The following is a 26,164-nucleotide window of genomic DNA, read 5'->3' as shown; positions in this document are numbered from 1 at the left end:
GCTCAGCTACTGTCTCCGAGACGAATCAACGTCCTGGAAGCTCTCAGACCTCGCTCTTCAAGCGCTACAAAATGAGTCTGCGCGGGCCATCGACCTTGCAGTATGGGATTTTCGTATTGGCCGTATAGGCTATAATGCGATTCACAGTATTTCCTATGCGAAACATTTGTTTTCATCTACCGTTGAAGCAGAAAGCTTTTTCAATTTGGCTGGATCTGCGGTGACTCCCATGGCGAAGACACCGCCGTCCCTTCACCATGGCCCTGCCGAGGAGGCAGTAAAGTTCGACAGATAGGAACATCCAGGAAATTCATCGACGTGAGCCAGGCACGCGAAGGTGAACTCAATCCAACCGGGTCGTACGAACGACCCCGCTAAGCAGCCTTGAGTGGCTCACACGAAAACTCCCGGGCGCAGCCGGAAGGATATGGACTGAGACGCCACGCACTCCTCGCTGCATAAACTCTGCAAAGGGCCAAAATGGATTTTGACTGGTTAAATACTTTTCTTGAGGTGGCACGCCAGAGGAGCTTTTCGCGTGCCGGAGAGAAGCTGCACGTTACACAGCCTTCCATCTCTGCCCAGATCAGAGCTCTCGAAACACACCTCGGGCATCGACTGTTGGACCGTGGCGGCAGTAAAGTGACACTGACCGCAGCCGGCAGGGTCTTTCAACCCTTCGCGGAACAGTCCCTCATTCAACTGAAGCACATCCAACTCACGTTGGCTGACCTGGAGCGTATGCCGCGCGGCACGTTGACAGTCAGCGCAAACGATTCCACAGCGCTCTACGTCCTGCCTCTTCTGATCTCCAAGTTCAAAAAGCAATACCCTCGCGTCGCCCTCAACATCGTTCGTGCCGAGCGGTCCAAGACCCTGGCGCTGGTTCTGGATCGCGAGGTGGAATTCGGCATTGTCTCCCTGCCTGTGAAAGACCCGCGCCTCCACGTCGAGGTGGTTCACGAAGACAAGCTGGTGCTTGTGGTGCCTGCGGGGCATCCCCTGACCACTCTGGAATCCGTCACGCTGTCGCATGCCGCACAGTACGGATTTCTTGTTCCCAAAGAAGGCCGCCGGCGCGAGATGATCGACCATCTGTTCGTCCAGAACAAGACAGCCCGGCGCATTGCCATGGAGCTCGACTCCAGCGAGTTGCTGAAACGCCTGATTATTGGGGGCCTGGGGATCAGCTTCCTGCCACGCATCAACGTCGTCGACGAACTCAACCGAGGACTTTTACAAGCCATCGATATAGAGGGGGTCAACATTCCACGGGACCTCGCCCTCATCTCGCGCAACGACCTGCCGCTGACGCGTGCCGGAAATGCTTTCTTTACCCTTGCCACAGGCACCGTCCGCTCCTCACCCACCTCTGAGGTGGGCGATTTCGAGCTGGAAGGCGACGATTGATCAGGATTCCACTGAGCAGACGCGTCGCGTTGAAGCCGTCTCCAGCCACCTGGCTACAGATAGAGAACCACTGACAGCCGGTACACGCCTGGCGGATCGTTCCAGAGGCAAAGGCCTGGCGCAGGCGTCCAAGAAGATCGTCTGTCGGCTGCAACAGTGTTCCCGCGTGAATCGGCTGTTGCAGCAGTTCGCCGACAGCGATTGCCGCCTGCTGGTCCCGGATCAAAACACTGGCGTTATGACAGTGGCAGTCCCCTTCCGACAGGAGTCCTGCGCAGATGTCATCAGGCCCTTCAATGATCTCTATCTCCTCTTTACCCGCTGCAATGCGATCGATCACCTGTGCGAGGTTCTCAACGAAAGCAGGGGTATAGCCTTCCCCTACAAAAGTCAGCATGCAAAGCAGATGGTGGGGACGAAGCCTGATCGTCATCGCGCGTCGGTTGCGCGCCGAGCGCGGCCTCCGCGGATCAGGAGTACCGTGGTGGTCGCCAGAACGGCCTTGACGATCCCGCCAATCCAAAAGGGCATGAAGCCGACGATGACGGCACGATGCCACCCGAGGAGGGCGGCCAACCACATCACCCCAAGACCAAGATTGATGGCATTGGCTGCAAGCATCGTGAATAGCGAACGGATCGGTCCGCTGTCGAACTTGCGATCGGAAAACCAGCCGGCAAAGGCGGCAATCACAGGAAAGCTGGCAAGATATCCAGCGGACGGCCCAAAGAATACAGGCAGGCCAGCAGCTCCCTGGGCAAGAACCGGGAACCCGATCGCGGCCTCGGCCAGCCATGCCAGTACCGTAATAGCCCCCATGCGAGCCCCAAACAACGAGCCGATCACGATTACCGCATACGTCTGCATGGTAATGGGGATGGGAGACAGGGGAATCGAGATCCAGGAGGAGGCCGTAAGTACAAGCGTGCCGAGGGCGACTCGGAGAATCTTTCCGGCAAGAAGTTCGTTGCTGGGCAGAGAAAAGGAAGGGGCAGCCGTCACGTTTTGCATGGAAAACCTCGCGCTAGTTCTTTCTTGCAAGCTCTATTCAGCGTGCATCTTCATTGAAGATTGAGCAATCGAGGTTTCGTATTGATCTTTATAGTTGAGAATCTAAACTATATGCGCCAATAGCTAAAATCTGCGGCACTGGAGGCCGGCGTGGCGGTGCCGCGTGCGAGGCTCTTCCCCAACCTTGAAACGCATAACCCTTCCGAACTGCCGTTGGTTGGGATTCCCCTTATCCCTTCGGACAAAGCTGACTTATTTTGAATTATCGACCTGCATTTGAATGAATCATTCAAATGCAGGTCGATAATTCAAATATTCCTTGACTTTTCTATTCACCCGTGGCTCAATCAATATCAATGCAGAAAACTTATATATTGCTATCTGGTTCTGTGTTCTCTCCCAGCGCGACTCTTCGTCGCCGTTGTTGCTAGTTCCTGTAACACCCCCTTCTAAAATTCATCTCTGATCTCAGCCATGCCCGCGGATATCTCCGTCTGCCTGCATGACTCTCAGATACTTCCTATCTCCGCATGCTTCACATGCAGGGCACTTGAGTGTTGCCTAAAGGGTTTGCATGAACACACATTTAAAGAGAGTCAGGCCCGTATACGCAGGCCTCTTTGTCACTACGCTCCTGCTAGGTGGTCTTATCGCTTCTAACCGGATCACACCGGTTACGGCCGCACGTATCTCTCCGCAAACATCTACGCCCCCTCCCCAGACGCCTACGCCGGAGCAAACGGCATTCTTTGACCAGAATATTCAGCCGATTCTTACCAATCATTGCTATGACTGCCACTCTACGCAGACTCGGTCTGCCGGCGGTCTGCTGGTAGATGATCGCGACGCTTTGCTGAAGGGTGGGAAGTCAGGCCCCGCGATTATTCCTGGCAAGCCGGACGATAGTCTTCTCTTGCAGCGTGTTCTGTCTACTGACACCAAGACACGCATGCCCAAAGGCGAAGACGAACCGCTCTCCGCAAAAGAGATTGCCGACCTGAAGGCCTGGATCCAACAAGGTGCCCTATGGTCTGCCGGTAAGAACGCAGGCTCCTCCAGTGCCACCACAGGCCAGCAGGCTGTCCATGCTGGAGTCATTCCGTATCCAAGGCCAGCGACGGCCGAGCAGTTAGCTTACTTCGAGAAGAACGTTCGTCCTATTCTGGTCAATCGTTGCTATAACTGCCACTCGGATGCGTTCAAAGAAGCCGGCGGGTTGCGTGTCGATGTAGGCATCAGTATCTTCGCAGGCGGCAGTGACGGCCCAGTCATTATTCCCGGGCACCCGGAGAAGAGTCTTCTCATCGCGCGAGTTAAATCGGCCGATGCGAAGAAGCGCATGCCCCAGGAGACCGATGAAGCACTTCCTCCGGAGGAAGTTGCCATTCTGGAGACCTGGATCAAAAACGGCGCCGCATGGCCGGACGAGACCGAGAAGCTTCCGCAGACGCCTGCCCGGCTTGCAGCGGCCTATCCAAAGCTACGGTCTCATTACTGGTCCTGGCAGCCCCTCACCAATCCGGCAATTCCAGCGGTGGCTGATAACTCGTGGTCATCGACTAATATCGACCATTTCATTCTGGCTAAGCTTGAAGAGAAGAAACTAGCTCCGGTCAAAGAGGCTGATCCAGTTACCCTGATTCGCCGCCTGAGCTACGACCTTACCGGCCTTCCTCCTACACCAGCAGAGGTGAAGACCTTCCAGAAGAATCACTCTGCGCAGGATTACACCAGCCTCGTGGATCGTCTCCTGGCCTCACAGCAGTTTGGAGAACGCTGGGGCCGCCACTGGCTGGATGTAGCGCGTTATGCGGAGTCCTCCGGCCCTTCGCGCAACATGCCCTACCCCAATGCGTGGCGCTATCGCGATTACGTCATTGACTCCGTCAATCGAGATGTTCCCTACAACCGCTTCCTTCAGGAGCAGTTAGCCGGAGATCTGCTTCCCGCTGCAACACCAGCCGAACACGACCGCTTACTCATAGCTACCGGATATCTTGCCCTGGGCCCCAAGGACGTCAACCAACGCTTCAAGGCCCGCTTCAAGATGGACAACGTTGACGATCAGATCGACACCGTCACCCGTTCCACCATGGCCCTCACCGTATCCTGCGCCCGGTGCCATGACCATAAGTTCGATCCCATTCCAGCCACCGACTACTATGCATTGGCCGGCATATTCACCAGCACGGTAGACGCCGCAGGCCTGGGCAGCAAGATGGGCGGCAGCAGCCTGGCCTACTACGAGCCCAAACAGCTTGGCTACCTCAGTACGGCCTCGCAAGCTCCCGCTATCCCACAAACACAGATCGACAAATTAAAAGCTGAAACAGACGCAGCAAAAAAAGAATTCGACGCCTTACAGGTCATCCAGAAAAAAGAGGAGGCAGCAAAGAAGATAAACCCCATCCAGCCACCGCTGTCCGCAGCCGAGAAACAGCGGCGTCTGGCAATTACCCAAAACTTTATTCAACATAGAGAAGATCTTCAACTCATCAACGATCTGGGAGAACGTGGTTACGGTGTACACAGTGTGCATGATGGAGTCATAGCCGATACCACCGTCCGTATTCGCGGAGTAGAAGAACGTCATGGGCCAGCCGTACCCAGAGGATTCCTGACGCTGGTTAGCCTGCCGAATACACAACAGATTCCAGCAAATCACAGCGGGCGTCTGGAACTGGCGCAATGGATCACTCGTCCCGATAACCCACTGACGTCGAGAGTGTATGTAAACCGGGTCTGGCAGCATTTATTTGGGACAGGCATTGTAAGTAGTCTGGATAACTTCGGCACCACGGGAGATCAACCCTCAAACCCGGAGTTACTCGACTACCTCGCACAGGATTTCATCCGGAATGGATGGTCGACTAAGAAACTTGTCCGGGAGATTGTTCTTACTCGTGCTTACCGGCTAGGTTCAGATATTCCACCTGGATACCGTGACATCGATCCCGCGGATCATTTCGTCTGGCGGCACGCCCCGCGCCGCCTGGAAGCTGAGGAGATTCGCGACAGCATCCTGGCATCGTCCGGCCAGCTCAATCTAGATCACCCTAAGGGCTCGCCTTCCATGGCGCTGCGGATGATTGAGATGCGCGACGATGGTCCGGTCGTTCACTCGATTCTGTCTGCCGCGGATCGCAGCCACTATAGAAGTGTTTACCTGCCACTTCTTCGAGATGAGATTCCTCGTCCACTGGCAGCCTTCGATCCAGTGACGCAGACGCTCGTAACGGGACAGCGTGACTCAACGACCGTCCCTTCACAGGCCCTGTTCATGCTCAACTCACCGTTCGTTCGCCAGCAGTCCGCAAAACTTGCCGATAGCCTGCTAGCTAATCGGTCTCAAAGCGATACAGAACGGATTCGACAGACCTATGAACGAGTCGTTGGGCACGCTCCTACCCCGCAAGACACCGCAAGAGTGAAAGCCTTCCTTGCGCGTTACGCGGACACCTGGAGCAAATCGCATCCTGCGGCTACCACCCCAGGCGCAGCACACCTCGCACTCGTCGGAAGCCAGGATTCTTCCATCACAGCGGGCATTGTTCGCTCAGATGGCCTGGCACAAGATGATGCGGTTGAGAACGCCAACGAGAAACAGGATGATTCGCCTGTCTCGCCAGCAGATACTGCGAAACAAGCAGCCTGGGCAGCCTTTGTGCAATCGCTGTACGGCTCCGCGGCCTTTCAGTTTGTCAGATAACACACACGCTTGAAAACGATCATGGAGAAGCTAGATATGCCGGAATATAAACCTCTCATCACAACTCGTCGTAATGTTCTGCGTGCTGCCGGCGCAGGCTTCGGCCATCTCGCATTGGCTGGCCTTCTGGGCTCCCTTGCGAATAAGGCCTCTGCCGCTGAACTAAACGCTCTGAACCCACTGGCGCCAAAGCGGCCGCCCCTTCCAGTCAAAGCCAAGCGCATTATCTTCCTCTTTCAAGAAGGTGCCATGTCGAGTGTAGACACCTTTGAGTACAAGCCGGAGCTTGAAAAGCGAGATGGAAAATCCGGGCCTGGCGGTGGAACGATCACTGCTTCTAAATTCAAGTTCAAGCAATATGGAAGTTCGGGGGCATGGTTCTCAGAATTAATGCCGAATATTGCCAGGCACGCCGATGACCTATGCTTTCTGCGCGGTCTCTACACCGATACGCCTGCTCACCCGCAGGCTGTCGTGCAGCTACATACGGGGAGTGCCAACGCATCACTAACTCGCCCCAGTATGGGTTCGTGGCTACTCTATGGGCTTGGCACGGAAAATCAGGATCTTCCCGGCTATGTCACGATCAATCCCCCCGTCGCCTTTGGCGGAGCATCGAACTATGGCAGCGCCTTTCTTCCCGCCTACTATCAAGGAACAGCGATAAGTGATGCAGGCGGCATGCCGAATATCGCAGCGACCACGTCCAGAGCTCTCGAACGCGAGCAGATCGATCTCATCCAGGACCTCAATCACGAAGTAGCTTCCTATGCGGGTGCGCCGGAAGCCGTGGACGGAGTGATCAAGTCCTACGAGTTAGGCTTTCGCATGCAGGATAGTGTGCCGGCACTATTGGATATCTCCAAGGAGCCGCAGCATGTACTCGATGCCTATGGCGTCAAGCCGGGTCTAGAAGGCTCCTTCGCCCGCCAGTGCCTGATGGCCCGCAGGCTCAGCGAAGCCGGTGTTCGCTTTGTTGAGATTCGCCAGCCGGGCTGGGATCATCACACCAACCTGCACAACGGCCTCATCGAACAGAGCCGCAGAATCGATCAGCCTACCGCTGCCCTGCTGGAAGATCTGAAGCAGCGCGGCCTACTCGAAGATACACTGGTACTCTTCGGTTCGGAGTTCGGACGGCTACCCACCTCGCAGGGAGCCGATGGACGGGACCACAACATCACTGGCTACGCGATGTTCCTTACCGGTGCTGGAGTCAAGAAAGGCTTTAGCTACGGCGGCACCGATGAGATCGGCATGACAGCCGTTGATGGTCGTATGCACATCAATGATCTGCACGCCACACTGCTGGCACTGATGGGCATCGATCACGAGCAGCTTACTTACCGCTACGCCGGTCGCGACTTCCGTCTGACCAATGTAGCGGGTGTCGTTCAACGTCAGGTCTTCGCCTAAAATGACAAACCACGCCCACCGCATGAATTGTTGCCCGTCCCTGTATCGCTTATGCAAGCGGCAGGCGGCGACCTATCACCTCACTTGAGTCCAGGTGCGATTTATCGCCTCCAAATCAATAGGCCCGCTCGCCAATACCTTGTGAGCGGGCCATTCCTTTTTAAGGAAAACACCAAAGATCAACGAAAGAGGAGATGAATCATGTTGAAGAAAATAGCGACAATTAGCGCCATCGGTTTCTTATCAACCATAGCGTTCGCACGGCAATCCCCTGCCTCGACCCACCAGCCGAATCAGACGCAGGAAACACAACCTGCCTCGAAGGCAAAGAAACTAACTCGTGCAGAATTCGATGCCCTCATCGCCCATCCCGATCGAGTGCTGCTCATCGACGTTCGCAGACCCGACGAGATCTCTTCGATCGGAGGCTTTCCCGTCTATCTCAGCATTCAGATCAAGGATCTGAAAAGCCATCTTGGAGAAATTCCTAAAGACAAACTGATCATCACAGTCTCCAATCACGCCGCGAGAGCCTCCGTCGCAGCCGACCTGCTGGCAGACAACGGCTTCGAAGTAGCAGGAGCCATCGGCGCTCAGACCTATGAGACCGAAGGTGGAACACTGCTGAAGATCGCGGTACCTAAGCCCGCCGCAGAACAAACCGGTACAACTCATGCTGTAGCCGCTACAGAAGGCAAATAAATCGATATACCACAACAACTCTATCCAAATAAGAAGATGCCCCAGCAGAGATTCTCTGCTGGGGCATCTTCTTTTCTCTCCCGACCACTTCAATCGCAGTCCGCACGAATCAGAAGGTGTAATGAGCAGCAAGCTGTAATGTTCTGGAACCGGTAGTTCCCGATTGAAGCGTGCTGATCTTGCCAAAGTTTGCATTACCAAAAACTGTATTAGGATTACCCAGGTTTGCATGGTTGAAGGCGTTGAAATCCTCCAGGCGAAACTCGATTCCCTGCTGTTCGTGGATCGCTACTCTCTTGAGCAACGTAAGATCGGCGGTTACCAGATCAGGTCCACGGCCAAAGGTACGGGGTGCATTGCCAAAGGTATACGCGGCATTTTGGGTAAAAGCGCTTGTATCGAACCACTCAGCCGTTTTAGCTGCCCGAGATCTGGACTTCGACAGACCATTTGGATTGCCTGTCAGGTTAGGCCGCACGCCATCGGAGTAGCTGCCCGTGTTATTGGTTGCATCAATCACGCTGAGCGCCGTACCCGAATGGATCTCGGCAAGCCCACTGATCGACCATCCCCCCACAACCTCATTCAGCCAGCCGGATTGCACGTTCACTAACTTCCCTCTGCCAAACGGCAACTCAAGCACCCCGTTGGCGATGAGCCGATTGCGAACGTCGTTACCGGAGAGACCAAAGCGATCCTTCGGGTTGTAATAATCCGTGTAGGTATCTATGCCGGGATAACCAGCCAGTTCACTACGCGACTCTTCATTATCGATAAACTTCGAGTAGGTGTAGTTCAACTGATACTGGAACCCATGACTGTACCGCTTCTGCACACCGATATTGATGCCGTTATAACGTGACTGCCCGATATCAGGATAGAGATTCTGCACGTTACTGAACTGAGGGAAAGGACGCAAGGCTTGCGGTTTTACCGTTGCGGTTCCGTTGGCCAAGGTAGCCAGATTTGCAGGAGTGATCTGGTTGATGCTCTCCGCAAAGGGACTGGCCAGATGATGACCAAAGGTTCCGAGATATCCAATATCAAGAAGCAGGTTGCCTGCAAACTCATGCTGTAGATCAAGGTTGGTCTGATATAAATACCCGGTTAGACGCTTGGGCGCTATAAACTGCGGCGCAATATAGGGCGCAGTGTAAGGTGCCGCAACAGCACCGTATCCAGGCGTCAATTGAGCAATCGTCGGAAATACAGCCAAGCCCGTCCCCTGGGTGCCGTTGTTCTTAAGCAGAAAAGCCGGTGTGCCCGCAACGGAGTTCGGAGAATTAATCGTGACGGCATTAGAAAACCCGGTGTTGAGAACGATCGGGGTGGCCTGATCGTATTCACCAGGGTAAAGAATTCCCGCTCCCCCACGAACGACCGTGTGCTCCCGTGGAGTATAGGCAAAGCCAAAACGCGGACCAAAGAGATGGTCGTCGAAGTTGTTGGCATAACGGCTCTGTCCATTGATCCCTGAAAAAGTAATCACGCCAGGAGTTCCGGAGACCGGATTGATCGCCTTCGTATCAAACGAATTCTGGCGGTTGTTCTCCAGATAGCGAGGGGAGTCAACATCCCAACGCAACCCATAGTTCAAGGTGAGCTTATTGTTCACGTGCCAGTTGTCCTGCGCGTAGAGCCCCCAACTCCAGGCTGAGGAGTATAGATACTCCGTCTCTTGACGGGTGGCGGTATTGACAACACCCAACAATAGATTCGCCAGACTGCCTGCGGCCGAGTTGGCACTGGCCCCAGCAGGAGTGAAGGTAAAAAAGCCACCCGCTGAAGGAGAGTACAGGTCACCGTCTGCGGAAGTACGGTAGTCAACTCCAAACTTTAGCTGATGATTCCCTCGCTGCCAGGAGAGATTATCGGTGTACTCATTGCTGATGATGGGGGTTTGCAGACGCTGCTGCTGCGAGGTATTGCCAATCGCAGCCAGACCAGTAAGGGTGGCTCCCGGGAAGAAAGTAGGATTCGTCCCAGGGAGCGCCAGTTGTGTGGCGGCCGCGGAATTGACCCCATGGCTGATCGACAGGCCCTGGCGGTTGGTAAACGTAAAACGCGCTTCATTGAGCAGCGCAGAAGTAAAGGCGTGATTCCAGGTTGCGGAGGGGTTGTAGTAAAAGTTATGAGAAAGAGAGCCATAGCCATCCGTCCCTGCTGTCGGGTAGACATCCAGTGTATTTTCGTGGTCGGGCTGGGCTAGAAAGCGAAAGTAGATTGAATTCCTTTCATTGAAGGTATGGTCGATACGCACCACATAGTCGTTGTAAAGCTGCACATTCGAATCATTCGCCGCGAAGTTATTATTGTTGATCGCCGCTCCAGGAACATTCGGCAAAGGATAATAGGAAGCCAACTTTAGCCCATAAGGGTCGATTTCAGAGCTGGGTAGTACGTTGAGTGCTCCGTTGTCTCCTATGGCCTGTTTCCCCGTGCGAGGATCGATAACGGGGGTAGAGATGGCCGAGAAATCTCCCGTCCGTTCCGCGGCTGTAGGCACATTGAGTGAGAGGACGCTGGTCGTCGTCTCCACCTTTCCTTCATAGGTAAAGAAGAAGTAGGTCTTGCCTTTTTTGATCGGTCCTCCGATGCTGGCTCCAAACAGCTTGTAGCTCAAAGGAGCGTTGATAGGCTTGTTTGTAATCGGACTGATTGGCGCAAACTCGGGAATCGCCTGAAGATTCTGGCTGCGATAGTAGATATAGGCGCTGCCATGAAGTTGATTGGTACCGGATTTGGTAGTCATCTGGATAATGCCGCCACTCGATCGCCCCTGATCAGCGGTGTAGTTGCTCACACTCAAGCTGAACTCCTGGAGCGAGTCGATAGGAAGATCGAACATCTGCGTCGGTACGCCTTGCAACAGGTTCTGTGTAGTGCCACCATCGACCGTGTAGTTTGCATTGCCTCCGCGACCGCCGGCAATCGCAAAATACGCACCTGAACCTGTGCCACCACCAATCACAAAACCATTGAGCCTCTGCAACTGGGTTGCGCGGCGATCCACCAGCGGGTAGTTGACGATGGTCTTGTTTTCAATCACATCCGAAACCGCCGAGGTCGCAGTCTGCAGCAGAGCAACGTCCCCCTGGACATCGATATGCTCTTCCACTTGTCCTGGATCCAGAACAAAATTCACTGGCGTTGTACCTCCGGTAAAGATCTGCACGCCGGACTGTACCTGGGGACTGAATCCATCCTTTTCAACCTTCAGGTTGTAGTGTCCCGGAAGCAGCACGGGAAAAGAAAAGAACCCGGAGCCATCGGAGTTCGTTTCGTGGATATCGCCTGTCTCCGCTCGTATCGCAACCACTCGTGCACCAGGGATTTGTGCCTTCTGGGTGTCTTGAACCGCGCCCGAGATGGATGCGGCGTTTTGGGCATTCACTCGAACCGCATTGAAACCAATAGATACCAATGCAATGAGTACAACAGGACGCACAAACGCAACTGCGCGCCTGCTTATAGAAATAAGCCTCACACCTGCCTCCAGAATTTTTAGTTGTAAAAATGAAAAAGCCTACGAGAGGATCTCGTGGGCCTATGCAGCACAGACCTATAGGTCTGCCGGACTGCTAGATAGGTTGGATGACGCTCTCCACGAAGCCGCTCACATCTGCTGATTGCAGGAAGTTCGGGCAACAACGTAGAGAAATTTTCGTCAAATATTGCATTTCCCGAATACTACTAAAGATATTTCCGAATTGCAATGCTTTTATCTATCTTTCGGCGATAACTCCTCCAACAGTTGGTAACTGCTGGAGAAGTTATCTCTGTGGAGATATAGAGCATCATCATCCCTTCGAAATATTAGTTACTACCAGGTGCTGGATTGCACAAGGAATGAAAGTACGTTAGCTTCTAAGGCACACCATGTTTGCGAACCATCAAACGCGACACTCCCTCTGTTGTCCTCTTCTGGACTAGCCCTAAACGGCTGCACGAAACGATTGCAAACCTGCAATTGCGCTCCTATCCCACCTCATTTCCAGACTTTTGCGCTGCTCCTTTGCGGCGTTTAGGCATGGCGCAGGCATCGTAATACTGTCGGACCAATCGTCCTCCTTTGTGCCGATCCTGTATCGTTCGCAGTTCACCCTCAATATCAACTTCAAGGAGAATTCACATGAAAAAGATATCCAAACTTATCCGTACAGCCGTGGCCGCTTCTGCGCTGCTCTTCGTGTCCCTCGCATCCCACGCCGCAACGCTCCATCTCCAGGCGGAATTGAAGGCCTCCACCGAAGTTCCCCCAAAGGACAGCACCGGAACGGGCCACCTGACCGCTACGCTGAACACCGACACCAATGAATTGACGTATCACATTGACTTCAGCGGTCTCACCGGCCCCGTGATTGCGGCACACTTCCACGGCCCGGCACTCGAAGGAGCCAACGCAAAGCCCCAGGTCCCGATCAAAGCGAGCCCCATCACCAGCCCGGTTGACGGCAAGGTGACGTTGACACCGGAACAGTCCAAAGATTTGCTCGACGGCAAGTGGTACTTCAACCTCCATACGTCTGCCAATCCCGGCGGTGAAATTCGCGGCCAGATTGTGAAGTCGGAGTAATCCATCTTTGTAGCTGCCTGATACGGCAACCTGCAGACCTGCTCAGTGCTCGGCAGAGGACTTCCTCTTCAACCCAAGCGGAAGTCCTCGCTCCCCCAAGAGATGAAAGAATGACATCGTAGCTACAGAAATGGCTGTAGCCTGCTCTATCGAATCACCAACAAACAGGGGAAGAATCCAGATGGTCTTCAAATATCGCACTGCAGGAATCGTGGCCGTACTCGCCGGAGCCTCTCTAACGGCTCTACTCGCTCAAAACGGTGCTCCGTCCGTCGCAAGCGGCAAGCGCGAAATCCTGCTGCAAACAAACCAATCGTGGAACGGCAAGCCCTATACGCATTACCCCACAGGTCAGCCGCAACTTACCATGATCAAACTGACCATCGCACCGCACACCGCTTTGCCTTGGCACACCCATCCCTTCCCCAATGTCGTCTATGTGCTTTCAGGCACCCTCACCTTGCACGACAAAGCCAGCGGCAAGACCCAGGTCGTCCATCAGGGAGAGGCCGTCGGAGAATCGGTAGACGCTGTCCATCGGGGCGAGTCGGGAGACGAACCCACCGTGCTGCTCATCACCTATGCCGGCACACCCGGCGTTCCAACTTCAATCCCCGCTAAGGGAGAGAAAGCAGAGTACTAACTCGAAGTCCTCGCAGCTAGATAACTCTTCGGTTAACTAGCCAAAGTACCGCAGGATCATCCCTTCAGCGGCGATCCTGCGGCTCCCAGGCCCATTCCGGCAACGGAGCATTCGTCTTCTGCCGGAACGCCGCGCCCGGGGGTGTTGTTCGGCTTGCTACATTGCGCTTGAGCGCGGTGTAGGCAGCGATAACGTCAGGCGGGAAGGTCGGCATGAGAGCTTCGATGTTTGCGAGCATCTGCTGAACCCGCTCAGGATATTGTTTGGCGACATCGTAGCTCTCTCCCGGATCGATCGCCAGGTTATAGAGTTCAGGGCGCGGAAGCCAGGCACTCTCGCTCCTGGCTCCGCTGTCATTGATGTAGATATTCCCTCCACCTTGCGCGACTCGCAGCTTCCAGTCGCCCTCCCGAACGCAGTGCAGATCGGCTCCCTGCGCACTCATCGGGCTGAAGTAGAGAATAGGTTTCCGCGTTGCCTCTTCGTTCCCTGTTTTGAAGAGAACATGACTGATATCGGCCCCATCCAACGGATGCTCCGGCAACTTGAGACCACAAAGGCCAGCAAGCGTGGGGAACAGATCGAGGTTCGAACCCCACTCACTGACGACGCGATTGGCAGGAATCTGGCCGGGCCATCGTGCGAGCATCGGAACGCGGAAGCCCCCCTCGAACGTAGATGCCTTGCGCCCCCGCAGACCTCCGGGGCTACCTTGAAACCATGGCCCATGATCGCTGGTGAAGAAGACGATCGTATCCGAGTCCAAATTTCTCTGCCGTAACGTCTTCATGACCTCACCAACGCTCCAGTCAATCTCCATCACCGCGTCCCCAACATCTCCGAAGTGCGACTTCCCCTGAAACTCCTTCGACGCGCGCGCCGGATCGTGGGGATAGGAGTAGGCGAGGTAGAGGAAAAAAGGCCCCTCTTCGGCGTTGTCCAGAAAGTGAACCGCCTCTTCTGTATATCGCTTCGTGAGCTGGTCACGGTCAGTCTCCGGCTCCAGCGCGGTGAGATCGCGAAGCAGCGGCAACGGCTGCATATCGACGCTATAAGGCACCCCAAAGTAAGAGTCAAAGCCACGATTCGTGGGCAGGTACTCCGGTGCATCGCCGAGGTGCCACTTGCCGATACACTTCGTGGTGTACTTCGCGCCCTTGAAGGCGTTCGCCAACGTAACTTCATCGAGCGACATCCCTTTCTTCGAGTGCGGAAAATAGGCGCCTTGCGTATACGTTCGTTGAGCATACCGTCCCGTAAGTAGAGCGGAGCGCGACGCTGAGCAGATCGGATGTGCCGCGTTGAAGTGGGTGAACCGGGTGCTCTCAAGAGCCATGCGATCGAGATTCGGCGTAGGCAGGTGAGACCCGTAGCATCCGAGATCGCCATAACCCAGGTCATCGCAAATCATCACGATCACATTGGGAGAGTGCGCCCGCTGACGACGCTGACCGGCCACGACGGCTATCTCTGGCTGACTGGCTTTTGCTTCCGGGCGCAACGGCACAACACACGCTGCACTCAGCGTCTTCATAAAACTACGTCGATCAATCGGCATCCGAAAATACTCCTCCGCGAATTAGGTGCGTTCTCTATCGCCGGCTATCCTTACATGGCCTTTGTTTAAGTGAGCCCGAAAGCGATTAAGCTTCCATAAGAAGCCTACAGGTGACCGCACCAACGGAGATGCAGATACTCTTCAAGTCCGATGAGAACGAGGGTGGCGATCGACAAGAGAATCTGCACTTGTTCCATCCTAATCTTGTGAGGGCTCAGCGGAATTCGACGCCACTGTGAGGCCGGGCGATTGCGCAGATGACGAACCTGCGCCAGGATCACCAGGTTCAGCAAGGAGCCGACCAACGCAAGTCCCATCATTGGGACCCGAATCCAGTCCTGATGAAACCGATCCATGGCCGTTCCGACGCCAGCACTCACGGCAAGAGAACCTATCCCAATCGCAAGCCGGAGGCCATCAAGAGCCGCAAAGAAGGTGCAGACACTTTGCAGAAGCGCGAAGAAAAAGCTGGACCAGGCGATCACGCCCCGTGTCGTTCCAGTCTCGTCTGGCATCACCGTCGATAACGGACTCTCGGAGTCCAGCGGTTTGGCAGGCGTAGCTGACATCAGAGATTAAGCTCCTTAGGGAAATGCACATGAACTAATTCTGGCTTGATTTTATAGTTCTTACATCCGTGGGTTCCCAACGATGACAAAGAAGATACATCTCTATCGCGCGCAAAGAACTAACTTGCGAGCGTTATGGTCTCCGTTGCCGGACCGTGCGCCCGGACCTTTTTCCGCCAAAACTCCGGAATCAGATCATAGTCTCCAATCGCCGACCGCAGCTTCACCTCCGGTTCGAAGCCAACTGCCAAACGAAATACATCAGACACTGTGATCTGGTCTTGTTCCCGGGAGACCAGCTCCATGGAATCCCCAGCCCGGACAACCCCTTCCCGCAATACGGAAGCATAGAAACCAGGCTTCGTCGCCTCCAGAAATCTCGTGACGAGATCGGCACGCTCATGCTTGATCGCTAGTTTGTAGCAAGGGCTGCGAGGCTGGGTGATCTGCACGAGTGCGGTTCCAACACGCCAGGTATCCCCAATGAAGACGTCGGTTTCCAAGATGCCCTTCGACGTGAAGTTCTCTCCGAGGTCTCCCGGATGGAGTTGTGATTTACCGAGAACTTCGGCCCAAAACGGAAAGTGTTCAGAAGGATAAAAATAGACAGCTTTATCCTTTCCGCCATGATTTACCAGATCCGCCTGCGAGTCACCAACGATGCTCAGCGTTTCGACCTGGACAGGGTGGCTGACCGCGCTCTTGTGGATTCCAGTCAGGATCTCCTGGCCGTTCCACCACATCTTTTGTAGACTGCTGATATTGACCGATACGATTTCGGCAATCATGATCCCGGGCCCCCTCAACTGGCTGTACAAAGCATCCAGTGGATGGATGCTGTAACCAGTATAGAAGACTCATAAAGGTGTTTCCGGAGAATGATCGCTAGGCCTTCGTTGGCAAAACTGCTCTAATCGCCGCAAATAGGTCGCAACAATCCCGATCTATTTGCAGCGGACACCAGGCTAGAAGTTATACTTCAAAGCCACCTGAAGAATGCGCTTCTCCCCTGCACCCAGTACCTGCCCTGTCGTGCCGTCGTCCTGCGTGGTGTCCACATTGTTGTAGTTCGTGTGGTTCCAAATATTAAAGGCCTCAGCACGAAACTGGAACAACTGATCTCCATACACTTTGATGTTCTTGAGCAACGCCATATCCCAGCGCTGGCTTCCGGGTCCCAGGATCGTGGCACGCGTAGAATTGCCAGGCCGGAACTCATTCGTCGGCACATCCGTAAAAGCCGTCGTGTCATACCAGGAAGCAATGGTGTGTGGGGCATGGCGATTGGGATTGCCCACCTGATCCGGACGCGGATCGTTCGGTGCTGTCGCAGAGGTAAATACACCGAGTCCGCCTGGGTCGATCGCCGAATCGCCGATCGCACTGAGCCATTGTCCGGACTGCAGCTGGACAATCCCGGAGAACTCCCAGCCTCCGAGCACACGTCCCGTCAAACCCTGCTGTTTAGAGAAGAAGGGCAGCTCATAAACCCAGTTCGCATTGAACACATTGCGGCGGTCGAAGCGAGAAGGACCATATTCAGCGCTCAGGTTATAGCTGTTCTGCGGCACTGGAAGATTGCCTCCCGCTTGGTCGGGACGGTTGGTCAAAGATTTAGACCAGGTGTAATTAACACTTACGAGAGATCCTCCATTGAAACGCTTTTGCAGGCTGGTCTGGAGGGAGTTGTAGTTAGAACTGAAGATCGGTTCGTAAAGATCGATCGGTCCATATCCCTGGTAGGGACGGATAATGTTGAGCAGGCTTTGACTGTCGGAAGTCATCTGCTGGAGTGGGACAGGCGGATCAGCCATTGGGTCATATCCCAGGCCGTTCTCGATGGTTGCGTTGTTGACATAGGCGCCAGGGAGCGGCTGATTGATATCCACCTGCGAAAGCTGGTGCGTCCCCTTCGAGCCGTAATAACCCACGTCGAGAACGATGTCGTAAGGGATCTGTCTCTGGAGATCCAGATCCCACTGTTGCGCATAGGGCTGGTGCCAGTTTGTCGATACACCTCCTACCGACTGCACGCTATTGTTCGTGGCGCTGCCCGCGCTGGGATTGTTGAATGGACCACCGCTGATGGTGGTGTTACCCACGAACGGCGGATTGATGAACTCGTTGTTCTCGATAAATCCAACGCCCGGAGACTCTACAAAGACTCCATATCCGCCGCGTACCGCAGTCTTTCCGTTGTTCCAGGGATCGAAGGAGAACCCAATACGGGGCTGGTATCCGTTGTGAAACTGTGGCGCAATGGCCGTGTTGTAAGGCGAGTTGTGTGCCCCATTTCCGCTGCCGCCAATAATGATTCCGTTGAGCGGATCATAGTTCGGAGTTACCACGACATTGCCGTTGTCGTCGATGCCAGGCGCCTTGGCCGAGGTGTAGAGCGTCGGAACAAAATTAGTGGTGCGACCGTTCCCATCAGTAGGTTGGCGGAAGATCGAATACCTCAAACCAAAATTCAACGTCAGGTTCGGAATGGGCTTGTAGGCATCCTGGCCATAAAACTCGATCTGATTCTGGAAGATGACCGCGCGGAAGTCATTTGCCGACTGCGTAAACTGCGAGAACTGGCCCGAGAGAAACAGGGCAAACTCCTGTTCAAACTCAGCCTTCTGATCGCCCGCTGGAGCCCCCGCGTAAGGCGTCGCTGCAAAGGTAAAAGTTCCCGCATTGTTCGAGGCCGAGTTTTCGGATTTCTCATAGTGGTTATAGGAGAAGCCGAACTTCAGGCTATGTTTTCCAATCGTCTTGGTCACGTTATCGAAGATCGCGTTGTTCTTATTGAAGTCGCCGTACGTGCCAAAGCCAAAGAAGCTTGCATTGCTAACGCCATAGGCGATGCTCGGAATGCGGTTAAGCGTTTCCTGAAAGGGCAACGCGATGGCGCTCGCCACATCCGGGGAGTTGCTGGCGGCGAGCTGGCCTGAGTTGTGGCTCTTGATCGCACCGGAGGACCACGCGTACTCCACCTCGTTGATCAACGTTGGAGTAATGATCCAGGTCAGGTTGGCAGCCACGTTCTGCCCCGGTGAATCCGTTGAAGTCTGCGTGATATTCGGCAGAGGATTGCCATTGAATAAGCCGCCACCTTCGACCGTCGGAATCGAATCCTGCATGTAGCGCACGAACCCGGAAAGCTTCGAGTTAAACGTGTGGTCGATGCGACCGATCTCCTGCTGGAAGTTGAAGATATTCCCTTCATTTGCGAAGAGAAGATCCTGGCCGGGTGTGGTCGGTAACGGCAGGTGCGAATAGACATCTTTGAGATACGCGGCAGCGGCCGGATTGATGCTGCTTACATTGGAAACGACCTGCCCGGGGCATGATCCATCGCTGTTCGGATAGACGCTGCAAACCGAATTTTCAAAGTTCCCTGCTCGTTCATTTGCATCCGGCACCACACCGGTCACCGGGTTCTGTTGCACTACACGTCGCAGCTCCTCGGAATAGAAAAAGAACGTCTTATTGCGCTCCGTGTTGTAGAGATGAGGAATGAAGACCGGGCCACCCAGCGTCCAGCCAAAATCGTTGTAGCGAAAGGGCGTGCGGCTGGCAACGGGCGATTGCTGCTTGTTGCCCCAGTCGTTGGCGTCGAGGACGTCATTGCGGAAAAACTCATAGACACCGCCATGAAACTTCGATTTTCCGGAACGAGTAATGACGTTGATGACGCCGCCGGCACTGCGTCCATACTCGGCACTGTAGTTGCCGCGTAGAACTTTGAACTCTTCAATGGCATCGACGCTGGGATAGTTCAGCAGCGAGAAGTTGCCGCCACGATCGACGTTGTCCGCACCATCCACTGTCCAGCTATTGGAGGAGCCGAAGCTGCCATTCAGAGAAAACGCGGTCTCGTTCGTATTGCCATTCGGAGCGCTGACGCCGGCGTAGAGCGCATCGCCGATGTCGGCGCTGACTCCGGGCATCAACTGCACTAGTTCTTCATAGTTGCGGCTCTGTAGAGCCAGTTCCCTGACCTGCGTGCCAGTAATCAGTCCCGAAGCCGCATCGGATTCAGAGTTTACCTGGAGCGCATCCGCCTCTACCGTCACCGTTTCGGTGTTGTTTCCCACCTCGAGTACGGCATTCACGCTGCGCTTGTCATTCACGTTCAGAATGATGTCCGCCTGCGTTGCCTTTTTAAAACCGGAGGTTTCAACCGTAACCGAATAGTGTCCAATCGGCAGCAGGGGCGCGGAATATTCTCCCTCTTTGCCGGTCTTCGTCGTGCGCACCACTGCGTTGCGATCCGTGTTGGTGATCGTCACCTTCGCTCCAGGCACCACGGCGCCCGAGTTGTCAGTCACCGTACCCACGATCGTGCCCGTAACTTCCTGGGCCACCAACAAAGGTGTACCGGTTACAAGCAGAAGAGCAAGGAGGAGCATTCCATAACCGAAACAGCGTGCTGTGGATCCTGACAAGAGGGCAAGCGACATAGGGTCTCCGTGCATCCAGGAAATGATCGTGACAGACTTGCTATTCTGCTGCGTCGATTGAAATAACTCCCATTCGCATGGAAGTATTAAATCGATTGAATATCAGTTGATATGTGTAGATATCTTGTCTCGCAGAGAATGTCAAGCGGGAAACACCTATCCCACCCTCGATGTCGAATCACGCAGCACCAGGGAGGGAGGCAGAAGTTGAAGATCCGGCGTGACTTCGCGCCCTTCGCCAACCTCCTGCAAAACATCGAGTACCCGCTGGGTGGCCAGGCTCCCCATCTCGTCCATCGGCTGGCGAATTGTGGTGAGACCGGGCGTAGTCAACGCGGCCAGCGGCACGTCGTCGAAGCCGATGATGGAGCAGTCCTGCGGTGCGGTGCGCCCCGAGCGCGCCAGGCCACGCACTGCTCCCAGTGCCGTCAGATCGTCGAAGGCTACCAAGGCCGTGAACTTCAACCGGGAGCGAATCAACTCTTCGGTAAGCTGCACGCCGCCTTCAAATCCTGTGACGGGATCGAGCGCGTCAGACAGTTGGCGAACTCGGCGTGGGTCGAGCTGTAAGCCCTGCTCCGCCGCAAAACGCTGCATCCCGTTCCAGCGGAGCTGGCTGTCGTTCAACTTCGCCGGCCCACGGATGACGGCGATCTTCCGGTGCCCAAGCTCATACAGATGCTTCATCGCCTCATAGCCGCCAGCCTCGTTGTCCACCGTCACCGAGCCGATCTGCTTCTCCGTCACATCTCGTCCCACCACCACGATGGGCATCTTTTTTTCCTTCAATCCCACTAGGAGCCCGCCCTCATCGAAGAGCCAGTTCGCCACCACGATCAGCCCTTCCACGCGGCGCTCCATCAGCAGATCGAGATAGCCTTCAAATTGCTTCTGGTCGTGATGCGCGTCCATCAGGATAGGCAGATACGGAGTGGGGAGAAGCGTCTTCTCGATGCCCTGCAGGATCAGCACGCAGTAGGGATCGGAGATATCGAAGACCAGCACACCAACCGTGTGACTGTGGCGGCTGCGCAGGGAGCGCGCGAAGATATCCGGTCGATAGCCGAGCAACTGGGCCGTCTTGCGAATCCGCTCCTTCGTCTGGGCAGCAACATAACGCGAAAGCGGAGCCTCGCTCAACACGATGGAGACCGTGGACGGCGAGAAGCCGCTCTTACGCGCGACATCGACCAGGGTCACACGTGCCGATTTGGATTTACGCTCCGGCATCTCTTTAAGCTCCCGCTTCAACCAACGCGCTATCGATTATGCATGTTGCATACGGATCTTCCGTGCAAAATCGCAGGTCTATCCCTCACAGGGCCTCTCTTCTCCTTGCAAAAGCCAATCGTATTAAAACGATTGAATATTTTGTCAACACCTGTGTATAACAGATTCGACTATGTCGAACCAACCTTTATCGCCGGTCGCCTTCACGAGTCATTCCTTTTGCCGGAGCGGCCTTCTGCTCGCCACGCTCGGCCTGATTTCGCTGCACCTGCTCAACGCGCAGACCGTTCTCGTGGACATCACACCGGACCATGCCGTCAATCGCTTTGTGCCGCGGGAATCTCTCGGCTCCGGCGTTGATCGCATCCCCGTCGAGGCCATCGACAAGGACTTTACTAAGCCGGTGTTGAACCGGGCCTTTGCAGCCGGATGGCAGCCGGTTACCTACCGCCAGAACACGGACCTCGCCGTGGAAGCCTGGCACTGGAACCCTGAAGGCACCTGGAGCGATCCCGACGGCAAGGGCTACTTCACCGGCTCTACCAGTTCGACCAAGTTCATCCGCTACTCCTTTGGTTATGCACTCCCGCATCGCGGCGTAACCCGCAACGACGGCACTGGAAACACGGGCTATTCCCGATTGACCGACGGCGACGAAAGCACCTACTGGAAGAGCAACCCTTATCTCACAAGTCACTTTACAGGCGAGAGCGACGCACTCCATCCACAGTGGGTCATCCTCGATCTGGCGAGTGAAACAGTCGTCGACACGCTGAAGATCGTATGGGCCGAGCCCTACGCCAAAAACTATCTCGTCCAGTATTGGACCGGGACCAGCAACGGCAGCGGGCTTGGCTCGGGCACGGATCCTATCCACTACCCCAAGCGAGGCATCTGGAACACCTTCTCTCAAGGCGAGATCACCAACGGAACAGGCGGCACGGCACTCCTTCACCTGACCCAGATCCCTGCGACTGTTCGATATATCCGTGTCTGGATGACACAATCCTCGAACACCTGTGACGATCACGGCACGAGCGATATCCGCAACTGTGCCGGGTACGCGATTCGTGAGCTCTACCTCGGAACCACCTCAAGCGACGGCGCATTCCACGACGCGCTCCGTCACACCGCCGACCAGGAACAGACCGCAACCTTCAGTTCTTCGGTTGACCCGTGGCATACTCCGGACAGCCACATGAACAGCAAGGAAGCACAGGTTGGATTCGACCTCTTCTTCCAGAGCGGCCTCACGCAGAGCCTGCCCGCGATGGTGCCCATCGCAATGCTCTACAGCACACCCGACGATGCAGCAGCTGAGGTTCGATACCTCGAAGGCCACAAATACCCTATATCCAGTATCGAGATGTGCGAAGAGGCGGACGGCCAATACATGCAGCCCGAAGATTATGCCGCGCTCTACCTGCAATACGCGACGGCGCTTCGCAAGGTCGATCCGAACCTCAAACTCGGAGGCCCGTCCTTTCAGGGTTCCAATCAGGACATCGAAGTATGGCCCGACGCGCAGGGAAAGACCTCGTGGCTCGGCCGTTTTCTCGACTACCTCAAGCAGCATGGCCGCATGCAGGAGCTGCAGTTCTTCTCCTTCGAGCACTATCCCTACGACCCTTGCCATATCAGTTGGGCTAGCCTCTATGAGGAGCCTGGACTGATCGGCCACATCATGAAGGTCTGGCGCGACGATGGCCTGCAGCCCGATCTGCCCATCTATCTCACCGAATCGAACCTCTCCTCCTCCACCAGCGAGACCTACATGGACATCTTTGGTGGTCTCTGGCTGGCAGACTACATCGGGTCGTATCTCAGCACTGGGGGCAACCAGGTCTACTACTTCCATTACCTGCCGCTCGCAATAGAACATGGGTGCAACGATTCCCCAGGCACCTTCGGCATGTTTAAAGTCGGCGCCAACAATCAGATCGAACAACCACTCTCCCAGTTCTTCGCCAGCCAGATGATCAACCGCGAGTGGCTCCAGCATGACGGCGGCACGCATACACTCTTCCCTGCCGTAGCCGACCTTGACGACGGCGCCGGTCACTCCATCGTGACTGCATACGCGGTAGAACGTCCTGACGGCGAATGGTCCGTCATGCTCATCAACAAAGACCAGCACAGCAGCCACAAGCTGAATCTTGTCTTTCAAAATCAGCAACGCGGCGGCGAAAGCCACTTCTTCTCAGGACAAGTTCACGAAGCTACCTTCGGCCGCGATCAATACCACTGGAAGACAGCACAACACGACTTCAATGCTCACCAACCGTTGGCCGCCGACACCCCGAGCCCCGGCGGTACCGCCGACCCGGATGGCCCTATCAGTTCGCGCAACTTCGAGGCGGACAAGGCAACACGCTACGAACTGCCGGCGGCCTCCATCGTTGTCCTTCGCGGCAAGTTTGCGAGCCAGTAGATGACGCTGTTACGAAACGAGATGAGTTACCCCATTTCGTCGCCGGTACAACTTCCAAGCGGCTGACGAGCCGGAATTAAGTAACGAGGAGGGTTCTCCGACTCTCTCTTCATTCAGGAGTGGGGTTGTCTTGCTCTATGCTGTCTGCGGAGACCGCGATGAAGTCTTTGATCATTGCTCTTTGTGTTGTGTGCATGCCCGGCATATTGGGCGCACAGAAATTTGATTGGCAGCCATCGCCTGGACATAAACAAGTACCGATATGGCCAGGAAAGATTCCCGATGCGCAGCCGGCAAAGGGACCTGAATTTGCGCTATCGTCCGGCACAACTTTTCTGGTTGCGGGTAAGTCGGCAACGGAAATTGACAACGTAACCCAGCCAACGATGACCGTTTATTCGCCGAAGGGTATCAACACCGGTGCCGCGGTCATCGTCTTTCCTGGCGGGGGCTTTTCTGTCCTGGCGATCGATCTCGAAGGAACGGAAGTGTGCGATTGGCTGGTTTCCAAGGGAATCACCTGTGTGCTTCTGAAGTACCGTGTCCCGGACTCAGGGCCACATGACGACGCCGGGAATCAAAGATATCCCAAAGCGCCCATGGCGCTTGAAGATGCGCAGAGGACGATGCGGCTGATCCGTTTCCACGCAGCCCAGTACCACGTCGATCCACACAAGATTGGGGTACTGGGATTTTCTGCGGGCGGGTATCTGGTAGCAGACATCAGCACGAACTTCGACAAACGCGTGTATCCGCTCCTGGATGAAGCCGATAAAGTAAGCTGTCGTCCAGACTTTGCCGTAGCCCTTTATCCAGGCCATCTCCGGGCCTCCCACATAGGATTACAGTTGACTCCAAAGATTCCCGTCAGTAGGCAAACCCCTCCTACCTTTTTGTTGCAAGCGGAGGATGACCACGTCGACAATGTGAATGACTCACTGGTTTATTACATTGCGCTCCAAAATGCGGGGGTTCCCGTGGAAATGCATCTGTTCTCACAGGGCGGCCACGCATTCGGGCTACGGAAAACAAACTCGTCGATCACAGAATGGCCTCAACTCGTGGAGAGATGGCTGCGGACGATAGCAATACTTTCGTAGTAGGAGAACTGGGGCGGTCTAGCTCCGCCAGGCTCAACGATGTGTAGTGACTGCCGGCAGAGCTAGACATCCGTCGCTCAGAAGAAGGTCTGAACGGCGTCGACCACCTGATACTCGGCGTTCAGCACCAGCAGCGAACGCCACTTGTCGAAGGTCAGGCAAGGATGCGAGATGTCGAAGCCGATCATATCGCCGACTCGAAGGTCGTCCCCTTCCGCTATCTGCAGGTACGCGTGCTGGTCCATCATCTTCGTAAGCGTCCAATGCGCGGGTGCCGCCTTTGGCACTACCGCGCCAGGTCTGAAGTGCAGCGCGGGTGCGGGCAATCCGGCATCGAAGGCGGCATCCCGTTTGCCCATCGCAATAATCGCCTTCTCCGGCTCAGGCACGGACTGTACATAGGCCCAGACGTGAAGCGCGGGCAATAGCCCCGAGCGCATCCGATGCGCAATCGGATTGCGTTGCTGGATCTGTGTCTGCGCCTCGCGATACGCGCCGACATCATGGGTCAGATAGCAGCCAGGGCGAAGGACGATCTCTACGCTGTCTCCGAAGCCTGCAGCGGAGAATACTTCGGCCACCACGTCATACCATGCCGAGCCGGCACCTGAGAGCAGAGCAGGCGTGCGCTCGAAGCGCTTCTCTTCGGCAAGCGTCCGCGTCACGGCAACTGCTCGATGAAGAAAGGCACGAATGGCCTCCTCCTCCGCAAGCACGCCTTCGTACATCTCAACACCGCAAAGAGCGATGGAGTCGCTCCAACGAGCCATGGCCTCAAGCACGGCCTGCAACTGCGCCTCATCTCGAGCACCGGTACGGCCACCCATCGCTCCCAGCTCAAGCAGCACCTGCAGCCGCTGCCCGCTCTGCGAAAAAAATGCGCCCAGTTGATCGACCTGTGCCGCCGAATCCACCAGACAGTAGTAGTCAAAGCTCTGGTCCCGTAACAGACGCGAGATGATCGCCATGTTCTCTTTGCCGATCAGTTGATTCGCCATCAGGACGCGGCGTATCCCATGCTCGTAGGCAACAAACGTTTGATGAGCGTTCGCAAGCGTAATCCCCCAGGCTCCCGCTTGCATCTGCAGATTGAACAATTGGGGAGCCATCGTGGTTTTTCCATGGGGCGCGAGCTTTACCCCATAGGCTGCGATGAACTGCTGCATCCAGTTGAGATTGTGCAGCAACCGGTCCTCATAGAGAACAGCCGACGGCAGGCTGAGATCTTCGGCCAACAGGTTCCAAGCAAGCGATGCAATCTCTCCGGATGCGACCGGTCGCTCCAGATGCCCCAGGCCTTTGTTCAGCGAAGTGATCGCGGGAAAAGCAACGGTATGCATGGCTTGTTTATCGTTCAA

17 protein-coding genes are annotated in these 26,164 nt (G+C 55.3%); 8 read left to right on the top strand and 9 right to left on the bottom strand.

Annotated elements, in window-relative coordinates; translation table 11 throughout:
* Nucleotides 1-480: 480 nt before the first annotated feature.
* Nucleotides 481-1,410, top strand: a complete 930-nt coding sequence (locus tag ACIX8_RS11325) for a LysR family transcriptional regulator (RefSeq protein WP_014265473.1) — start codon at nucleotides 481-483, stop codon at nucleotides 1,408-1,410.
* Here the strand turns inward: ACIX8_RS11325 and ACIX8_RS25235 are convergent.
* Nucleotides 1,334-1,807 (bottom strand): DUF1284 domain-containing protein, encoded by a 474-nt coding sequence (locus tag ACIX8_RS25235; protein WP_223295518.1) that lies wholly within the window; start codon nucleotides 1,805-1,807, stop codon nucleotides 1,334-1,336. The two genes, ACIX8_RS11325 and ACIX8_RS25235, sit on opposite strands and share 77 nt — an antisense overlap.
* Before the next feature lie 32 nt (nucleotides 1,808-1,839).
* Nucleotides 1,840-2,421, bottom strand: coding sequence for a biotin transporter BioY (locus tag ACIX8_RS11320; RefSeq protein WP_014265471.1), 582 nt, complete (start codon nucleotides 2,419-2,421; stop codon nucleotides 1,840-1,842).
* Nucleotides 2,422-2,995: 574 nt separating this feature from the next.
* Here ACIX8_RS11320 and ACIX8_RS11315 point away from each other — a divergent pair.
* The 3 genes from ACIX8_RS11315 (at nucleotide 2,996) to ACIX8_RS11305 (ending at nucleotide 8,248) form a co-directional block, all read left to right on the top strand.
* Entirely contained in the window at nucleotides 2,996-6,130 is a 3,135-nt protein-coding gene (locus ACIX8_RS11315) for a PSD1 and planctomycete cytochrome C domain-containing protein (protein ID WP_014265470.1), read from the top strand.
* A gap of 36 nt (nucleotides 6,131-6,166) precedes the next feature.
* Nucleotides 6,167-7,546, top strand: a complete 1,380-nt coding sequence (locus ACIX8_RS11310; protein ID WP_014265469.1) for a DUF1501 domain-containing protein — start codon at nucleotides 6,167-6,169, stop codon at nucleotides 7,544-7,546.
* A gap of 201 nt (nucleotides 7,547-7,747) precedes the next feature.
* Nucleotides 7,748-8,248, top strand: a complete 501-nt coding sequence (locus ACIX8_RS11305) for a rhodanese-like domain-containing protein (protein WP_014265468.1) — start codon at nucleotides 7,748-7,750, stop codon at nucleotides 8,246-8,248.
* Nucleotides 8,249-8,357: 109 nt separating this feature from the next.
* Here the strand turns inward: ACIX8_RS11305 and ACIX8_RS11300 are convergent, their stop codons facing one another.
* Nucleotides 8,358-11,642, bottom strand: coding sequence for a TonB-dependent receptor (locus tag ACIX8_RS11300; RefSeq protein WP_044176598.1), 3,285 nt, complete (start codon nucleotides 11,640-11,642; stop codon nucleotides 8,358-8,360).
* A gap of 738 nt (nucleotides 11,643-12,380) precedes the next feature.
* Here ACIX8_RS11300 and ACIX8_RS11295 point away from each other — a divergent pair.
* A complete protein-coding gene (locus tag ACIX8_RS11295) occupies nucleotides 12,381-12,824 on the top strand; it encodes a CHRD domain-containing protein (RefSeq protein ID WP_014265466.1) in 444 nt (147 codons plus the stop codon).
* 181 nt (nucleotides 12,825-13,005) lie between these two features.
* Nucleotides 13,006-13,467, top strand: a complete 462-nt coding sequence (locus tag ACIX8_RS11290) for a cupin domain-containing protein (protein WP_014265465.1) — start codon at nucleotides 13,006-13,008, stop codon at nucleotides 13,465-13,467.
* Nucleotides 13,468-13,531: 64 nt separating this feature from the next.
* Here the strand turns inward: ACIX8_RS11290 and ACIX8_RS11285 are convergent, their stop codons facing one another.
* From ACIX8_RS11285 to ACIX8_RS11265, 5 genes are all read right to left on the bottom strand, one after another.
* Entirely contained in the window at nucleotides 13,532-15,025 is a 1,494-nt protein-coding gene (locus tag ACIX8_RS11285) for a sulfatase family protein (RefSeq protein WP_014265464.1), read from the bottom strand.
* Between the two features lie 104 nt (nucleotides 15,026-15,129).
* A complete protein-coding gene (locus tag ACIX8_RS11280; protein WP_014265463.1) occupies nucleotides 15,130-15,594 on the bottom strand; it encodes a hypothetical protein in 465 nt (154 codons plus the stop codon).
* A gap of 119 nt (nucleotides 15,595-15,713) precedes the next feature.
* Nucleotides 15,714-16,382, bottom strand: coding sequence for an MOSC domain-containing protein (locus ACIX8_RS11275; RefSeq protein ID WP_014265462.1), 669 nt, complete (start codon nucleotides 16,380-16,382; stop codon nucleotides 15,714-15,716).
* A gap of 177 nt (nucleotides 16,383-16,559) precedes the next feature.
* Nucleotides 16,560-20,045, bottom strand: a complete 3,486-nt coding sequence (locus ACIX8_RS11270) for a TonB-dependent receptor (protein ID WP_014265461.1) — start codon at nucleotides 20,043-20,045, stop codon at nucleotides 16,560-16,562.
* A 156-nt stretch (nucleotides 20,046-20,201) separates the two neighbouring features.
* On the bottom strand, nucleotides 20,202-21,275 hold the full coding sequence (locus ACIX8_RS11265; protein WP_014265460.1) for a LacI family DNA-binding transcriptional regulator: 1,074 nt from the start codon (nucleotides 21,273-21,275) through the stop codon (nucleotides 20,202-20,204).
* A 172-nt stretch (nucleotides 21,276-21,447) separates the two neighbouring features.
* On the opposite strand from ACIX8_RS11265, the gene ACIX8_RS11260 reads away from it, so the two are divergent.
* The gene (locus tag ACIX8_RS11260; protein WP_014265459.1) at nucleotides 21,448-23,706 is read left to right on the top strand and encodes a GH39 family glycosyl hydrolase; all 2,259 of its coding nucleotides are present in this window, start codon (nucleotides 21,448-21,450) and stop codon (nucleotides 23,704-23,706) included.
* A 158-nt stretch (nucleotides 23,707-23,864) separates the two neighbouring features.
* On the top strand, nucleotides 23,865-24,806 hold the full coding sequence (locus ACIX8_RS11255; protein WP_014265458.1) for an alpha/beta hydrolase: 942 nt from the start codon (nucleotides 23,865-23,867) through the stop codon (nucleotides 24,804-24,806).
* A gap of 77 nt (nucleotides 24,807-24,883) precedes the next feature.
* Here the strand turns inward: ACIX8_RS11255 and ACIX8_RS11250 are convergent, their stop codons facing one another.
* The gene (locus ACIX8_RS11250; RefSeq protein WP_014265457.1) at nucleotides 24,884-26,164 is read right to left on the bottom strand and encodes an amino acid deaminase; all 1,281 of its coding nucleotides are present in this window, start codon (nucleotides 26,162-26,164) and stop codon (nucleotides 24,884-24,886) included.

The sequence above is a fragment of the Granulicella mallensis MP5ACTX8 genome (genome assembly GCF_000178955.2).
Classification (GTDB): Bacteria; Acidobacteriota; Terriglobia; order Terriglobales; family Acidobacteriaceae; genus Granulicella; species Granulicella mallensis.
The sequence above is the reverse complement of the archived record's forward strand: the minus strand, read 5'-3'. Positions and strand labels throughout refer to the sequence as shown.

What these genes read in the sequence shown, in the direction of transcription:
- ACIX8_RS11325 (WP_014265473.1), top strand. Translation starts at nt 481, where the DNA reads ATGGATTTTGACTGGTTAAATACTTTTCTTGAGGTGGCACGCCAGAGG.
- ACIX8_RS25235 (WP_223295518.1), bottom strand. Translation starts at nt 1,807, where the DNA reads ATGCTGACTTTTGTAGGGGAAGGCTATACCCCTGCTTTCGTTGAGAAC.
- ACIX8_RS11320 (WP_014265471.1), bottom strand. Translation starts at nt 2,421, where the DNA reads ATGCAAAACGTGACGGCTGCCCCTTCCTTTTCTCTGCCCAGCAACGAA.
- ACIX8_RS11315 (WP_014265470.1), top strand. Translation starts at nt 2,996, where the DNA reads ATGAACACACATTTAAAGAGAGTCAGGCCCGTATACGCAGGCCTCTTT.
- ACIX8_RS11310 (WP_014265469.1), top strand. Translation starts at nt 6,167, where the DNA reads ATGCCGGAATATAAACCTCTCATCACAACTCGTCGTAATGTTCTGCGT.
- ACIX8_RS11305 (WP_014265468.1), top strand. Translation starts at nt 7,748, where the DNA reads ATGTTGAAGAAAATAGCGACAATTAGCGCCATCGGTTTCTTATCAACC.
- ACIX8_RS11295 (WP_014265466.1), top strand. Translation starts at nt 12,381, where the DNA reads ATGAAAAAGATATCCAAACTTATCCGTACAGCCGTGGCCGCTTCTGCG.
- ACIX8_RS11290 (WP_014265465.1), top strand. Translation starts at nt 13,006, where the DNA reads ATGGTCTTCAAATATCGCACTGCAGGAATCGTGGCCGTACTCGCCGGA.
- ACIX8_RS11285 (WP_014265464.1), bottom strand. Translation starts at nt 15,025, where the DNA reads ATGCCGATTGATCGACGTAGTTTTATGAAGACGCTGAGTGCAGCGTGT.
- ACIX8_RS11280 (WP_014265463.1), bottom strand. Translation starts at nt 15,594, where the DNA reads ATGTCAGCTACGCCTGCCAAACCGCTGGACTCCGAGAGTCCGTTATCG.
- ACIX8_RS11275 (WP_014265462.1), bottom strand. Translation starts at nt 16,382, where the DNA reads ATGATTGCCGAAATCGTATCGGTCAATATCAGCAGTCTACAAAAGATG.
- ACIX8_RS11270 (WP_014265461.1), bottom strand. Translation starts at nt 20,045, where the DNA reads ATGTCGCTTGCCCTCTTGTCAGGATCCACAGCACGCTGTTTCGGTTAT.
- ACIX8_RS11265 (WP_014265460.1), bottom strand. Translation starts at nt 21,275, where the DNA reads ATGCCGGAGCGTAAATCCAAATCGGCACGTGTGACCCTGGTCGATGTC.
- ACIX8_RS11260 (WP_014265459.1), top strand. Translation starts at nt 21,448, where the DNA reads ATGTCGAACCAACCTTTATCGCCGGTCGCCTTCACGAGTCATTCCTTT.
- ACIX8_RS11255 (WP_014265458.1), top strand. Translation starts at nt 23,865, where the DNA reads ATGAAGTCTTTGATCATTGCTCTTTGTGTTGTGTGCATGCCCGGCATA.